Source organism: Chitinophagales bacterium, from assembly GCA_041392475.1.
In the GTDB taxonomy this organism is placed as follows: Bacteria; Bacteroidota; Bacteroidia; order Chitinophagales; family UBA2359; genus JAUHXA01.
The window spans coordinates 2,207,680-2,223,803 of record JAWKLZ010000001.1 but is presented as its reverse complement, the minus strand read 5'-3'; the positions used below and the strand labels follow the sequence as shown (position 1 = coordinate 2,223,803).

The window sequence follows — 16,124 nt, the reverse complement described above, 5'->3', positions numbered from 1 at the left end:
GCGTTATTTCTCAATACCTTACCACAGATGCACATATCTAAACTAACAGATGAATTCGTAAACAACCGCATGAAGAAATATTGCATTGTTTTTATAGCCCTATTTGTTGTTTTTTGCAGCCTGTTTTTGTGGTCTTGCGAAAAAATTGTAGAAATTGACCTCCCGCCGATTGAGAGTCAGTTGGTGGTAGAATCTTACATTGAGCCCAACTTACCTTATATCTTGTCGCTGACCGAAAGTGCGAGCTATTTTGATGTAGGTGCATTTCGATCCATTGCAGATGCCACTGTGACCATCAGTCATTTGGGTGTGACAGATACTTTGGTATATATTGACACGTTAAATTTTTATATAGGAACAACGGGAGTGGTGAAATTTGACAAATTTCCGTATGAATTGCAAGTCAAGGACGGTTTGGGTAGAACGGTCAGCGCAAGGGCTACTTTTTTGGATGTGGTGAGAGTTGATACTGTCACCTATTCTCTCAATGACTCGGCACAAGCATCGGTCATTATGTTTTTTGACGATCAAATGGATGTAGAAAACTACTACCATGTTTGGTTTGACAATGCACAATCCAATAGCACGGACTCTCTTTACCATTGGTCTTTTTCGGACAAATCTTTTGAAAATCAGCGAAGCTTGAGAGGCACAGGCTTCAATTTTGACCAAAACGACACGATTACCGTTCGGCTCTACAACATTTCAAAGGACTTTTACGACTATCTCGAAACTGTGGGGGATGCCATCAGCGCAAATGGAAGCCCACTTGGACGAGCAGCAAGAATTGAGTCAAATATTGAAGGTGGCTTGGGGATATTTACAGCACTTTCTTTTGATGAAGAACAGATTATATTGAAGTGAAATTGAAAAATTGATACATACAATGGCACAAGGTACAGTTTATATTGCGGCAACGAATCAGCATGTAGGTAAAACGACTTCCACTTTAGGGCTGATGAATGCTTTGAAGAACAGGAGTCGGGATGTGGGTTATTGCAAACCCTGTGGGGAAAAATTTCTGGAAGTAGATGGTCATAGGGTGGATAAAGATGCGGTTCTGTTTGCAGATATAATGAATTTTTCGTTAGAACCTCGTATTCACAGTCCGATCATTGCAGGGGGAAGTATGGTGACAGACTACATTGACCAACCCAATTACCAAGAGTTAACTGAGTCTCTGCAAAATGCGGCAAAAATATTGGAGAACCGCCATGAAGTAGTGGTGTATGAAGGAACTGGACACCCCGGGGTTTGTTCGGTGGTGGATTACTCCAATGCTCAGGTAGCCAAGTTTTTGAATACAGGTGTGGTGCTGATTGTGGAAGGTGGAATTGGGAGTACGGTGGATCGCTTGATGCTCTGCAAACATTTTTTTGCTTACTCTGGCGTACAAGTTCATGGCGTGATTATCAACAAAGTGTTGGAAAACAAAATGGACAAGGTGCAAAACTACTTACACAAACGCTTGGAACAGTTAGGGATTGAGATTTTTGGTTTTTTACCCTTCGAAAAAGAGCTTGCCTATCCACAAATGTCAACGGTGAAGAAAACACTGAGGGGAGAGATTTTCTGCGGTGAGGAAGGAATGGGCAATTTGGTGCAGGATTATTTGGCAGGTTCACTGACCGAAAGACAAGATTTGGACAAAAATGTACAGTACCTCCTCATGGTCAGCAGCCGACGACTGAACGCCGCATTGGACAGACTTCGAGCTTTTTGGAAACAACAAAATACGGAGCCACACCTTGCTGGATTGGTGCTGACAGGCGACGATGAGGTTTCTAAGAAAAATGCGGATTTTTTGAAACGACACCACATCGCAACAATACGCACCAACTATGATACCTACGAGGCGATTACCAAACTCAACCAAATTGAAGTGAAAATCAACACTAAAACTCCTCAAAAGGTGAAACGAGCGATTGAATTGTTTGACAAACACGTGGATGTGGATCGGATTGTGAAGGTGATTGGGTTGGGGTAGGAAAGAGCAATAAAAAAAAATCTGCACTTTATGCCAATAAAACTAATTATTGATTACACTTATAACAAGACCTACAAGTATTAAGGATTCAATATAATTTAGTTAAAAATATTTTTTTTAAAAATATGTATTTGAGCAAGTGATTCTTTAATTCAAGATTGACCGAACACTACTAACCAAAGTTAATTGCCTGTGCCGCTAACTACTTCAACAGTTGAAGCGGGAACTATTCTCAATTTAGACAGGTTTATCATTCTTTCAGCTTTTTACCCACAAAAAGGATTATAAAATAAATAATTAGCGTATTTTAGATTTTTCTTTTGAGAATGTTGATGCTTTTGCAAATTGCCAAAAATCCCAACACATTCCAATCTTATTTTTAAAAAAATATGGAAAACATTTTTTTCTTACTAATATCCTTTGCTGCCCTTTACATCCTACTTCTCATTGGCAACCGCAAAATGGGGGAGCGTTATCGACAACATTGGTGCGTGTATCTCTCTATTTTGTGGATGATTGGTTCTGTGTACCTTTTCTTTGAATTGGATTCTGTATTGTACGACATTGAAGGCTTCAAAGCCTATGCAGAGTTGGTTTATACGCTTTTGATGATTGGAGTTTTTGCGCTTATCAAGTTGGTAGTCAATGAGGGAGGACGGATTTTTAAAGGAAAACAAGCAGGTCAACCTTCAATTCCAAAGTGGTCACTTGCCTACAAACAAGACCCCAAACAAGGTTCGGTATTGAAGAAAGAATGGGTCTATCCTGGTATGTATTTCGGCTATCTTCGATGGTTTGGATTGGGTTTGTTTTTGGTCGTGTTTTTCCTCAAAATTGTAGAAGCCTACAACGATGATTTTCCTACTTTTTCAGCTTTAGGCGGTTTTTCACTGCTCATTGTGGTAGAACTTTTTTGGTATTTGCAACACCCACGAATTGAATCTCCCGAAGACATGCCCGAAACCAAACCTACCCTTGAAGTGCCTCTGGACTATTACAATCTTTGGGAGGAATACCAACGAATCTGGGAAGAAAAAGTATTGGTAGCTTGGTACTACAAGGCAAAAGGAATAGAATTGCATCCACCTTCAAAAATCGATATTATTGAAGCCCAAAACCTCATTAGTGCTGGTTATAAGCTGAATATCAATGATTATCATATCATTGAAGAACTTACCAAAAGAACGGATTTATTGATTGATGATGTGATTACTGACCATACAGCTCCGATTTTGTTCACCGTTTTCATGCGGCGATTGATGGATGGAGAGAATATTTTGGTATTGACTGCAAAAAGATGTTATGCCAATTCTGAATACCACCAAGAAATCATCGAATGGATCAACGATTGGTTCTACAAACTTACCTCCAATCGTGATTTTTGGAAAGTGCAGATTTTCAATAAAGTAGAAGACGTTGAACTCGCTTCTCGCATTATTGTGAGTTCGGCAGACGATATTTTGGAGAAAAACATCGTGTCGCATCAATGGTTTGACCAATTGAAGACCGTTTTGTTTTTGAATGGCACCGAAATTTTTTCCGAATCGCTGACCTCCAATAGCATCTTGTTGAGCATTTTGCGTGACCAATCTCCTAATATCCAAAGTATTGTACTCTCCAATTATCGAGAAGCACTGCAATCTTCGGTCATGCGAAATTTGGATGTCAAAAAAGACTTGGCAGAGGTGCGGATGCGTCATTTGATGCCCCGCAAGACGTTTGTGATTTGTTGGCAATTGGAAGGTGATAGTTTTTTCCAACACAAAGTATTGAGTGGACACATCGAAATGTTTTTGGGCGCAGAAGCAGTATTGGCTCTGTTACCGAGAAGGGAGCAGATGAAAAACATCGAATTGGTTGGACAACAGGAACTTCCATTTTACGAATACCTCGAAGAACTCGACAACAATGCAGGTAGTTTGATGCAAACGCCTGTTTCTTCACGCACATTGAAGCAAAAAGCAGTGCAAGAAGTTGGACACGAACAGGTTAGTTTTTTGATGAAACCTTTCGACAATAGCTTTATTTTGGCGAGAGATACGGACTTCAATCTGATTACGACCCTCAAAAAATGGGAAGTATATGCACAAGATCAGGCATTTGTCCACGTTGTTTCCCCCCCCTATATGCTGCGTTCTTATTTGGCAGACAACATCGAATACTTTATCAAAACTCCTATATATCCACTGAGTTCCCGCAAAATGATCAGCCGTTTTGAAGTAGCTCGAACCCTGTTGGAGCGCATGGTTAATCACGACCTTTCAGAACGGGACATTTTGGAGCAGTTGAGTTGGATCAGTCCAGATGCTCGTTTTGTCAAACAGGAATTGCACAAACTTTTCAAAATTGCGTTTAGTATCGACATTGTAGCATCCAACTATTTGTCTATCAAAACTGTATTTGAATTTGACAAAGCAGATGACCGTTTCCGAGAAATCGTCAAATACCGTTTGCAGCCCAAAATCAAAGACGACATCAAACTGAGTTTCTTGCGAAATGTGCAAATCAGCGACCAAGCTAGAAATGTTTTGCAGGTGACTTCCTACGATTTGCTGTTTCAAAACTACCTACCCGATCAAACCCATGCCTTTAATGGTCGCCCCTTCAATGTGCGGGGGTATGACCACAACAATCGGGTGCTGCGAGCGAATCACCATCCTCCAGAAGCGGTCATTGCGTATCGCCCTGATTTGGAGGTGACTTTGCACAAACTACGTCCGCCTTTGACCAATTCACACCACAAAGAACCGAGCAGTCGAATGAGTTTGGATTTGTGTGAAGGCACTTTTGATGTGATAACAAAAGGTTATTTCAGCTTCAAAACAGGCATTAGTCTTGTCACCAATGCATTTAACTATACAAGAGTGGGTGAAAGAGAAGTACCTGTGCGTGAATATCATCTGGGACGAATTGCTATCTTGACCATAGAGATGGACGATAGTTTTGAAAAAGAAGAAGTGTTGCAAGTCATTGCTACTTTGTCAGTATTGTTAAATGAATTGATGTGGTCACTTTTCCCTGAAACGCATCAATATGTGATGGTTGGTTCACCTCTGAATGAATTGACTGTCAAAGGAGATTTTGATAAACTTTTTCCAAGTATGAAAGTAGCGGATACACGCCCTTCAATGGAAGAAAAGGTGATTCAACTGTTGATTATTGAAGATGCCCATCAAGACTTGGGATTGGTACAAAGCATTTTTGATCAATGGGATTACATCTTGCGAATTTTGGATGATTACCTTCAATGGTTGCTTGATAATAACGAAACCAATGCAAGTCCTGCTCTTGCAGATGATGAACAGATTTTCCGCAAACGCAAAAAGGAAAAAATGGGATTTTTGCAATATGGCTTGGAAAAATTGCCCGATTTCATTGATTTGGAGAATACAGCAAAATTGTTGCGTAGTTTATTGGGTACTAATTATATGACTTCTTCGAGAGGAGATTTTTATAAGAAGTAAGTGGTAAACGTTTCAATTCATGGCAATTTTATTGGATTGGGAAGCCGCTTTTTGGGGGGGAACTGTGTTTTTAGTGTAATCTTTTCAAAGTCTAAAAAGAATATACTATCGAAGTCTCATTTCACAGATTTTGTAATTTAATGCTTTTCATACACCAACTGCACCGCTCCAGTTTCAAAGGAAACCACCTCTTTTAAGCCAAACGGAATTTCTACGTCTTTCACTCCTGTTCCAAAAAGTGGAATTCCGCTTCCCAAAACCATAGGCATCACCGACACAATCATTTCATCTATTAGCCCATTTTTCAGAAAAAAGCCATTTAGTTCTCCTCCTCCAACAAGCCAAATATCTTTACCCTCTTGCGTTGTCAGTTCTTGCACAAACTCCACTATATTTTCACTTACAAAAGTTGCATATTCATCCACACCTGATTGAGTTCGACTAAACACATAATTGATTTTATCGGCATAGGGAAAAGGAACATCAAAGCCAAGGATTTGTTGGTAGGTAGCATTGCCCATTAGGGTCGTGTCAACGCTTTTCAAGAAGTCAAAATAACCATAATCAGTTGGATTAGGATTGGGAATCGTATCGAGCCATCCTACGCTGCCATCTGATTTGGCAATGTAGCCATTAATACTCGTAGCAATGTAAAGTTTGATTTTCCGCACGAGAATGAAATAAAAATTACAAATCTTTAGTATTCAAAATCATTCAAGAAACTGGTATTGAAGTTTCCTTCCCTAAATCGCTCATCATCCATCAATTTGAGGTGAAAAGGAATTGTAGTTTTCACACCTTCAATGATAAATTCTTCCAATGCTCGCTTCATTTTAGCAATAGCTTGATCTCTATCATTGGCGTGAACGATTACTTTTGCAAGCAAAGAATCGTAGTAAGGAGGAACAGTATATCCTGCATGTATATGCGTATCTACACGCACACCATGACCTTTTGATGTATGCAATTCTGTGATTTTACCAGGACTAGGTCGAAAATCGTTGTAAGGGTCTTCTGCATTGATACGACATTCAATAGCATGACCAATCGGATAATAATTTTTTCCAGAAATTGCTACACCTGCTGCCACCTTTATCTGTTCTTTGATAAGGTCAAAATTAACAACCTCCTCTGTAACAGGATGTTCTACTTGTACACGGGTGTTCATCTCCATAAAGTAGAAATTCCTGTATTTATCAACCAAAAATTCTATTGTACCCAAACTTTCGTAGTTGATAGAATTTGCAGCTTTGATAGCCGCTGCACCCATTTTTTCACGAAGTTCATCATCCATGAAAGGCGAAGGAGATTCTTCCACTAGTTTTTGGTGGCGGCGTTGTATGCTACAATCTCTTTCTGATAAGTGACAGGCCTTGCCGTATTGATCGCCTACTATTTGAATTTCAATATGTCGGGGTTCTTCAATAAATTTTTCGATGTAAATCCCATCGTTTCCAAAAGAAGCTTTTGCCTCTTGACGTGCGCTGTCCCAATGCTTCTCAAAAGCAGAGGCATCCCATACTACCCTCATACCTTTTCCTCCACCACCTGCGGTTGCTTTCAAAATAATAGGATAGCCGATTTCATTTGCTATTTTTTTTCCTTCTTCTATATCGTGTATCAATCCGTCAGAACCTGGGATAACAGGTACACCTGCTTCTCTCATGGTTTGCTTTGCGGTGATTTTATCCCCCATACTTCGAATCATTGAAGCAGTAGGGCCAATAAATTTGATATTGTAATCTGCGCATATTTCTGCAAAGTGGGCATTCTCTGCCAAGAATCCATATCCTGGATGAATGGCATCTGCATTTGTTACTTCAGCAGCTGCCATGATATGTGGTACATTGAGGTAAGAATCCTTGCTAGAGGGAGGTCCAATGCAAACGGCTTCGTCTGCAAAACGGACATGTAAACTATCCTTATCGGCAGTAGAATAAACAGCTACTGTTTTGATACCCATTTCTTTGCAGGTACGAATAACACGCAAAGCAATTTCTCCTCTATTTGCAATAAGTATTTTTTGAAACATCGGTTACTGATTGTCAATCAAAATGAAAACCAAAATCAAAAGTCTATGTTTTTGACACAGAATTATTTGAGTTTGAATTTGAATTTATTTTTTGAATTAGAGCTTTCTCTAGGCAAGTTCTACACGGAATAAATCTTGGTCGTACTCTACTGGAGACGAATCGTCTAACAATATTTCTACAACCTTACCATTTATTTCCGACTCTATCTCGTTGAAAAGTTTCATGGCTTCTACAATACATAGAACATCTCCTTTTGAAATGGTATCACCAATTTTGATGAAAGGAGGTTTGTCTGGTGAAGAAGACCGATAAAATGTACCAATCATAGGTGATTTGATGGTGAACAGCTTATCGTTGTTGGACTTTTCGGTTGTACCAACTGCATGTTCTTTTGCTTCTTGATTAGGAGTTGCACTTACAACAGTTGCTAAAGGAGCAACAGGTGTTGGCATCTGTGATGTAGAAGGAAAAGAAACGCTACTGACCGATTTGCCTTTGTTGACTGCTTCGGTATATGCCTTAGAACGAAGGCTTATTTTGAAGGTCTCTGTTTCAATTTTTAATTCGCTTAGATCTGTTTGATCAATCAGTCTAATTAATTCTTTGATTTGTTTGAAGTCCATAGTGAGGATTTTCTTTCTGTAAAGATGTAAATGTTGGCTAATTTATGCAAGGAAAAACATTTCTTTTTGCAAATATACTAATCTCTGACCCTTTCCATATAGCTACCATCAGCAGTGCTGACCCTAATTTTATCTCCTTGATTGATAAACAAAGGTACATTGACTTCTGCTCCTGATGCAAGTGTAGCAGGTTTGGTCACATTGGTAGCGGTATCTCCTCTTAATCCTGTTTCAGTATAGGTTATTTCTTGGATAACATACTGGGGGAGTTCACAAACCAATGCTTTTTCTTTTTCAGCATGAAACAAAATATCTACATTTTGCCCTTCTAGTAAAAACTGAGGAGCATTGATCATGCTTTCTTCGAGTGCTATTTGACTATAGGTTTCATTGTTCATAAAATGATATCCCATCTGATCGTTGTACAAATACTGATAGGTTCGTCTTTCAATTCGTGCTTCGGTTACTTTATAACCCGATGGAAACGTACGATCTACGACCTTACCTGAAACCAAATTTTTTAGTTTTGTTCGCACGAAAGCAGGGCCTTTTCCAGGTTTTACATGCAAAAACTCAACGATTGTCCACAATCCATGGTCAAGTTCCATGCTGAACCCATTTCTAAATTCTGAAGTAGAAGCCATTATTTATTAAATATTTTTATGTTATTTTTTCTAATTTCTTAGGAATTGTATGCCCATTGAAGGTAAACAGCTCCCCATGTAAAACCACCTCCAAAGGCAGCTAAAATAATATTGTCGCCTCGCTTCAACTCTTTTTCCCAATCCCACAAACAAAGAGGAATCGTTGCCGCAGTTGTATTTCCATAGCGTTCAATATTGAGCATTACTTTATCTTCGGTCAATCCCATTCTACGTGCAGTAGCATCAATAATGCGTTTATTGGCTTGATGCGGAACCAACCATGCGACATCTTCCCCCGTCAAATTGTTGCGTTCCATGATTTCAGCAGATACATCTGCCATATTTTTCACTGCAAATTTAAACACTGCTTTCCCATCTTGGAAGATATAATGTTCTTTATTCGTAACTGTTTCGATACTTGCAGGACGTTTAGAACCGCCCGCTTTCATGTGTAAATGTTTGGCACCCGATCCGTCTGAACGCAATATTTCATCTTTAATCCCCACACCTTCTTGAGCTGGCTCTAAAAGCACTGCTGCAGCACCATCTCCAAAAATAATACAAGTTGTGCGGTCTTCGTAATTTACAATTGAAGACATTTTATCAGCACCGACTACAACAACTCTGCGATAAGTGCCTGACTCTATGAATTTTGCGCCAACTGACAATGCATATAGAAATCCTGAACAAGCCGCTAATATGTCAAAACTTCCGGCAGGTGCAGCACCAATTTTGTGGCATATCAAATTAGCAGTGCTGGGAAAAAACATATCAGGTGTAGTTGTTGCACAAATCAACAAATCTATGTCCGTAGGTTGCAGATTTCGCTTTTCTAGCAATCCTTTTACTGCTTCTACTGCCATATCGGAAGTCCCTAAGCCTTCGCCCTTCAATATTCGACGCTCTTTGATACCTGTTCTCGTCACAATCCATTCGTCGTTGGTATCTACTATTTGCTCTAATTCTTTATTCGTCAATACATAGTCTGGCAGGTAACCATGAACACCAGTGATGGCTGCTAATTGTTTGGACATGCGATAAAATTCTGTAAATAAGTGAATTACAAAAAAATTGTGCCACGATTAATGAGCATATCAGTCGTGGCACTATTGAATAGACAGTGAGTTTCAGAGCTTATTCCGAAACATTGTCAATCACCAACTGACCTTTGTAGTAAAGTTTACCTTCATACCAATGAGCTCTGTGAAAGAGGTGTGTTTGGTTGGTTGTTGAATCTTTTGCAAGTGTAGGTGCTACTGCTTTCACGTGTGTTCTACGCTTGTCTCTTCTTGTTTTGGAGATTTTCCGCTTAGGATGTGCCATTATTTTAAACTATTTAAAGGATTAGTTATTATTATTATTATCTTTTAATTTTAAAAGTGCTTCCCAGCGAGGATCGGTTACATTTTCTTCTGAATGTTGATTTTTTTTCAAAATCTTTATAATCTTCGCATTGCACTTCTTTCCGTCTATACTATCATCGCTGCAATTCTTTCGAATCGGCAATGACAAAACAATGATTTCGTAGATTAGATGGGCTACATTGATAACTATGCTATCAGTTGGTATGCTCAAGATATCCAAATCACGTTCGTCTGATATATTTTCCGCTTGTTGAATTTGAATAATTATTTGATCTTCAACATCAACTCCCAAATTAAAGTCATCGGAACACCTATCACACTCTGCTTTTATTTTTCCTTCAATTTGAAAATCCAATTCAAAGAAATTGTGTTTTTTATTGAATTCTAAATCAACTTCTAACACACCTTCTTCAATAGGGGAATGTTCAAATTCTTTGAAAAAACTGGAATCAATAATATACTGAAACTGATGAACTCCTTTTTTCAGCCCCATAAAAGGGATGTTAAAAGTCTTCAATGTCCCACTATTCCGTTCTAATAAATGATTCAAGGAACGAAAATTTTAGTTTTTTAAAAAGCGGTGCAAATGTACGTAAAAAATTGCAAATAACCATCGTCTGAAAACATTGTTTGCTTCATCTTGTTTGTGATAGTTTGCAGCCTATACCGAATAAGGCGCAAAATAATCTATTTTTCAAATATTCATCCTACTCATTCAACCTTAGTTTGAGCTTTAGAGCTTCAATGATTTACTTTATGAAACAAGAACGGTTTATTTTATTTCTATTGGCGACTATCAACTTCACCAATATTGTAGATGTAATGATAATGATGCCTTTAGGTGATGTTTTTATGAAACTTTATGATATAAGTCCGCAGCAATTTAGTTGGTTGGTTTCTTCTTATGCTTTGGGTGCATTTTTTTCAAGCCTGACAGGTATGTTTCTGATTGACCGTTTTGACCGAAAAAAAGCCCTATTATTTATTTATTGTGGATTCACAATTGGGACTTTTTTGTGTGCATTTGCTTTTAGTTATGTCAGTTTTTTAATTATTCGATTCACCACAGGCATATTTGGAGGTATGATTGGTGCTTTGGTTTTGTCGGTGGTCAGCGATATTTATCCTTTTGAACGACGCGGCTCAGCAATGGGCATTTTGACTGCGGCCTTTTCAGCCGCTGCCGCTTTGGGTGTTCCTTTGGGCTTATTTCTGGCAGAAAAATTTGATTGGTATGCACCATTTTTGTTTGTATCTGGCACAGGGATCATCATTCTCACCCAAATAGTGCTTCGTTTTCCTGTAATGACGGAACATTTGCAGCACAGGGTTAAGAATAAATCTCTGATAAGCGTAGTTACCGACATCACAACAGACTCCAATCAACTGTATGCTTTGCTTTTGGGTATTATATTGGTTTTGGGTCATTTCATCATCATTCCGTTCATTGCACCTTATATGATTCGCAATGTAGGCTTTACGCAAGGGCAAATCACTTGGATGTATTTTGCAGGCGGTCTGGCTACTGTTTTTTCTGCCCCTATAATTGGTAAATTAACCGATCGCTTTGGTGCATTGAAGTTGTTCTATGCATTGATGATTATTTCTTTTATACCTGTTTTGTTGATTACCAATATGCCTCCTATACCCGTTCTTGTAGCACTTATCGCTACAACCTTATTTTTTATATTGGGTAGCGGTCGAATGATTCCTCCTCAAGCAATGATTACGGCAAGTGTAGGACCCAAAAATCGAGGTAGTTTTATGAGTGTCAAGTCGGCTTTCCAGCAGTTGGGAATTTTCTTGGCTTCTATCATTAGTGGCGCATTGGTGGTCGACAATGGATCGGGGACTTTATCAGGCTATCATTTGGTAGGTTATTTGTCTATTGGCATTAGCTTAATAGGTCTTTTGTTGGCAAAAAAATTGAAGGTGGCGGCAGGGAATTAGCTTTAATATTGCTGCGGATTTATTTGTAACTCCCATAAAATAATTTGCTATACAGCATTTTATAACACAAATTAATATAGATAACTCTATTTGTAAGTCCCTTGCTCTTAACGAACTTATTTTACACAAATGTCTTTTTTACCTTCTTCTGATCCTTTCTTTACTGTCTTAAAATCCAACTTTAACACTTCATTCTTTGCCAACAGGAATAAAGGTCAATGAATTGTGTGTAAAATTGATTCTTCAACACTTACTTGAATATTGGAGACGATTTTGAGAAGTACTAAATATCAAAAATTTCATTAAAAATAAACTTGGTTGTTTTACTTTGAAAGTATAGAAGAGTAATTTGAAATAGATTTTTATAAATTATGATTAATTTATTATTTTAATTATTTGTTAAATAGAAACTTTTCAGGTTAGTTGTGTAAAGTGTTCTTAGAATAGTTCTCAAAAAAAGACATCCGATATTTATTTTTATGTAATTAAGTAATTCATAGTCATTGTAATATAAATAAAATATTTTATTTACTTAGTTAATTGTTCAATATAACCTACCTATTTGAGGGTTGCTACTATTTCAATTTTTCCTTACCTTGTGCGGAAAGATTGATATCTATTAATCCATACAAATTATTTACTTTTCATACATTTTATTATATAAATACTACCCGTATTTTTCTTGAAAATAAAAATATCACAAATGAATAAATTAATATTTATAGCACTCTTAGGTATATTCCTCCTAAACGGATGTAAAGATGCGAACCATCAAAAATCTGACTCTGCAAAGAGTGGAATTACCGAAGAAGAACCCAGAGGAACAGACAATATCGCTTACAAATGGGGTGAAATAGCTCTAACGGCAACTGCAAATGATACCGAAAAATTCAAGCCTCGTCCTACCATCACTTCACGTTATTTGGGTCTAATTTTCACAGCAGTTTTTGATGCGTGGTCGAGATATGACTCCACTTCAACACCTGTATATCTTACAAATGTGGAGAGACGACCCGAAAGTGAGCAAACACTCAAAAACAAAGAAATTGCGATAAGTTATGCTGCACTTAGAGCGATGAATGAGTATTATTACTCCGATAGTGTGCTTTTTGAGCAGTTTATGAAGGAATTGGGATTTGATCCCAACAATCACTCCATGGATGCTACTACGCCAGAAGGAATTGGAAATTTGGCCGCCCAAGCTGTTATTGAAGCAAGAAAACACGATGGGGCGAATCAGTATGGCGAAGAAGAAAACTCCAATGGGCAGCCTTATTTTGACTATGCAGGTTACCAACCTGTCAATTCAGTAGATAAAAATGTAGATCCCAATCGCTGGCAACCCAAGTATTTTTCAGATGGGAAAGGAGGTAAGTTCGCACCTGGTTGTTTGACACCTTTTTGGGATAAAGTCAAACCAATTGCTTTGAAATCATCAGATCAGTTCAGACCAGGCCCTCCACCAATGATAGGTTCAGAACAATTGGAAAAAGAGGTGCAGGAAGTGATTGAACTACAAGCCAATTTAACCGACGAACAGCGGGCATTGGTTGAGTTTATGCGCGATGGACCAAAATCTGTTCAGCAGGCAGGTCACTGGTTGAATTTTGCACAAGATGTTTCGAGAAGAGATAACCATACATTGGATGAAGATGTCAAAATGTATTTCCTCAATCAAGTTACCGCAATGGATGCATTCATTGCTTCTTGGGAATCAAAAATGTATTACGATTTTGCTCGACCTTATGCCCTAGTTCACCAATACTACGAGGATCAGGTTATCAAAGCTTGGGGAGGTCCAGAAAAAGGAATGATGGAGATGAAAGGGCAGGAGTGGCGACCTTATTCACCCGAAACTTTTTTGTGTCCTCCATTTCCTAGTTATGTTTCTGGGCATAGTACCATAAGTGGGGCTTGTTCAGAAGCCCTGAAACTATATACAGGAAGTGATAAATTTGGAGAAGAAGTGGATTTGGTGCCAGGTATATTGACCGAACCTGATAACTTGGGTGATACCATCACACTTCATTTTCCTACCTTCACAGAAACGGCAAATATGGCTGGAATATCAAGAGTGTTAGGAGGTTACCATATTCAAGCCGATAATGTTGCTGGTTTAGAATTGGGTAGAAATGTTGCCCATGAAGTTTGGAAATTCTACAATAAGCATATTGAAGGAACAACCATGTAAAATATAGGTTTTCTTCGATTTATACATAAGTACTTGAGATGAAATCTTTTAGGCTTCTAAAAGATTTCATCTCAAACTTATCGGTGGAATTATACAATGTTTTGATAATCAACAGTTAATGAATATTCTTGGCATTGTACTCAAAACAAGTCCTTTCGCTGCTGAAAATTTAAGCGCATTCCCAAACCTACAAAATTTTCGGAAGCCGAAATGCCACTCAACTCCTCCTTACTATTGCGGAAAGTATAGTGAAAATCAAGGAAAAAATTGAATTTCATCATATACGAAAGCGTAAAATCACTCAACAAAATATTGGTTTGATTGCCTTGCAACAAAGAATTCCCATATTCCATTAGTCGGGTGTCATTGGGCGTAAAAATATTGCCGCCATAGTTGTCCTCTGCAATATCTGCTCCATATTGAGCATACATCAACCGCCAATCCATAAACACATTTTTTGCTGTACGGTAGCGAAATACCCCCAAAAACTCTCTGAAATTTGCCCCCAAAGGATGCGCCAAAGGCTGGTTGAAATGCGTATAATTTGCTTGTTGCGTTTGATGTGTGTAAGTGTAAGGGCGTACCGTATTGAATTCAAACTGAGCATCTAAATTTGAAATATTTGCTACATCGATGTACTTCAATCCCATCTGTACGCCAAACTTGTTGCCCCACCAACCATCACCACTCGTCACTTCTCCAAACCGCAATTCGTCCAAAACCAACTGTCCATACAGTGAAAACTTCTGAGCTATATTGGCTTTGTAGTCCAAACCCAACAACACATTGTCGGCGCTACCCAAATGAAATTCAACAGCTCTGTAAAAAATCAAAGGATTCAAATACTGCATTTCAAATCCTGTATCTCGCTGAAATACTACGGCCTCAAAAACGCCCAAGTTTAGCCATTTGGTTGCATTGAAGCTGAGGTGGTGCATAGCAGCATATTTTGAAGGTAAAAGAGCATCTGCACCTCGATCGAACTGTGAGGTCAATTCCATGAAAAGATTTTGGTAGTTGAATTTCCATATTTTAGTATTGACCTTCAAAAAGAAATAATTGTTGGAGTAATCAGACAAGAGCAGCGAACGGATACCATTGCCAATGAAGTTTTTATCGTGTCCCATTTGTAGGCTGATTTGCTCAATTGGGCTGAAAGTGATGTAGCCATTGGCGGTGTAATAATCGTGACCAAACGCAAACAAATTGTCTCCAATACCACTTTCAAACTCCTTGAATCGCCCTTCACCAGGCACTGCGCCAGCTTCTCTTATTCGATCTTCAATGTAATTTGGAAACGATGATTGATTGTCAGTCAGCGAAGTATAAAAACCGAGTTTCTGCCCTATCCATCCACGAACTTCTACTCCCTTCTGATTTTGGTAGCGCAGTCCATCAGTGTCCGAACTTTTACCCAATTGCAGATGTAGAATGGGATTCACCTTCACCAAAAAATCATTCCCATCACGGTGGTAATAAAAATCGGATTTGTATTGGTAAAAATGTTTTAATAAAGGTTTTTTACTCTCTATCAAACCTCTATCTTCTTTCCATTCGTTGTTGTTTTTGTAGAGATAATACTGGTTCAAGCGGTCTAAACGCCCAAAATTGGCACTATTCATCGTATCTGCTGATTCGGCATACACGACCGCATCTAATCGACTGTAAGGCTTCAAAGACGTATGAATTTGATTGCTCACATTGCCTGATTTGATTTCGATACGGTCAATCAAATGATAGTCAATCGCATTCAACGGAATATTGGTATGCTGTGCTGTAAGCATTGAAGTGATTAAAAAGCAAGTAGTTAGGGCAAGTAGTTTTTGCATTTTGTGGTATTTATTGGTTTTTCTTTGTTATTTTTGTTG

The 16,124-nt window shown here is 38.4% G+C and carries 13 protein-coding genes; 5 read left to right on the top strand and 8 right to left on the bottom strand.

Translation table 11 applies throughout. The features are described 5' to 3' along the window. Positions 1-27 precede the first annotated feature (27 nt). The 3 genes from R3E32_08210 (at position 28) to R3E32_08200 (ending at position 5,451) form a co-directional block, all read left to right on the top strand. Positions 28-864 (top strand): DUF4249 domain-containing protein, encoded by an 837-nt coding sequence (locus tag R3E32_08210; GenBank protein ID MEZ4884693.1) that lies wholly within the window; start codon positions 28-30, stop codon positions 862-864. A 22-nt stretch (positions 865-886) separates the two neighbouring features. Beyond that, positions 887-1,987: an AAA family ATPase gene (locus R3E32_08205; protein ID MEZ4884692.1), complete on the top strand. Its 1,101-nt coding sequence runs from the start codon at positions 887-889 to the stop codon at positions 1,985-1,987. Between the two features lie 389 nt (positions 1,988-2,376). Then, the gene (locus R3E32_08200) at positions 2,377-5,451 is read left to right on the top strand and encodes a hypothetical protein (protein ID MEZ4884691.1); all 3,075 of its coding nucleotides are present in this window, start codon (positions 2,377-2,379) and stop codon (positions 5,449-5,451) included. A gap of 137 nt (positions 5,452-5,588) precedes the next feature. Here R3E32_08200 and R3E32_08195 read toward each other — a convergent pair whose 3' ends face one another. From R3E32_08195 to R3E32_08165, 7 genes are all read right to left on the bottom strand, one after another. Further along, on the bottom strand, positions 5,589-6,122 hold the full coding sequence (locus tag R3E32_08195; GenBank protein MEZ4884690.1) for a dihydrofolate reductase family protein: 534 nt from the start codon (positions 6,120-6,122) through the stop codon (positions 5,589-5,591). A gap of 26 nt (positions 6,123-6,148) precedes the next feature. Then, complete coding sequence (gene accC, locus R3E32_08190) at positions 6,149-7,483, bottom strand: acetyl-CoA carboxylase biotin carboxylase subunit (GenBank protein MEZ4884689.1); 1,335 nt, start codon at positions 7,481-7,483, stop codon at positions 6,149-6,151. A gap of 108 nt (positions 7,484-7,591) precedes the next feature. Continuing rightward, the gene (gene accB / locus R3E32_08185; protein MEZ4884688.1) at positions 7,592-8,107 is read right to left on the bottom strand and encodes an acetyl-CoA carboxylase biotin carboxyl carrier protein; all 516 of its coding nucleotides are present in this window, start codon (positions 8,105-8,107) and stop codon (positions 7,592-7,594) included. Positions 8,108-8,184: 77 nt separating this feature from the next. Next, positions 8,185-8,751, bottom strand: coding sequence for an elongation factor P (gene efp / locus R3E32_08180; protein ID MEZ4884687.1), 567 nt, complete (start codon positions 8,749-8,751; stop codon positions 8,185-8,187). Between the two features lie 38 nt (positions 8,752-8,789). Continuing rightward, positions 8,790-9,785 (bottom strand): beta-ketoacyl-ACP synthase III, encoded by a 996-nt coding sequence (locus tag R3E32_08175; protein ID MEZ4884686.1) that lies wholly within the window; start codon positions 9,783-9,785, stop codon positions 8,790-8,792. Positions 9,786-9,885: 100 nt separating this feature from the next. Further along, positions 9,886-10,074, bottom strand: coding sequence for a 50S ribosomal protein L32 (rpmF, locus tag R3E32_08170; GenBank protein MEZ4884685.1), 189 nt, complete (start codon positions 10,072-10,074; stop codon positions 9,886-9,888). A gap of 21 nt (positions 10,075-10,095) precedes the next feature. Further along, positions 10,096-10,665: a DUF177 domain-containing protein gene (locus R3E32_08165; protein MEZ4884684.1), complete on the bottom strand. Its 570-nt coding sequence runs from the start codon at positions 10,663-10,665 to the stop codon at positions 10,096-10,098. A 206-nt stretch (positions 10,666-10,871) separates the two neighbouring features. Here R3E32_08165 and R3E32_08160 point away from each other — a divergent pair, with 206 nt between their 5' ends. Continuing rightward, positions 10,872-12,065 (top strand): MFS transporter, encoded by a 1,194-nt coding sequence (locus R3E32_08160; GenBank protein MEZ4884683.1) that lies wholly within the window; start codon positions 10,872-10,874, stop codon positions 12,063-12,065. Positions 12,066-12,768: 703 nt separating this feature from the next. After that, a complete protein-coding gene (locus tag R3E32_08155; protein MEZ4884682.1) occupies positions 12,769-14,256 on the top strand; it encodes a vanadium-dependent haloperoxidase in 1,488 nt (495 codons plus the stop codon). Between the two features lie 140 nt (positions 14,257-14,396). Here R3E32_08155 and R3E32_08150 read toward each other — a convergent pair whose 3' ends face one another. Beyond that, a complete protein-coding gene (locus tag R3E32_08150) occupies positions 14,397-16,085 on the bottom strand; it encodes a hypothetical protein (GenBank protein MEZ4884681.1) in 1,689 nt (562 codons plus the stop codon). Positions 16,086-16,124 lie beyond the last annotated feature (39 nt).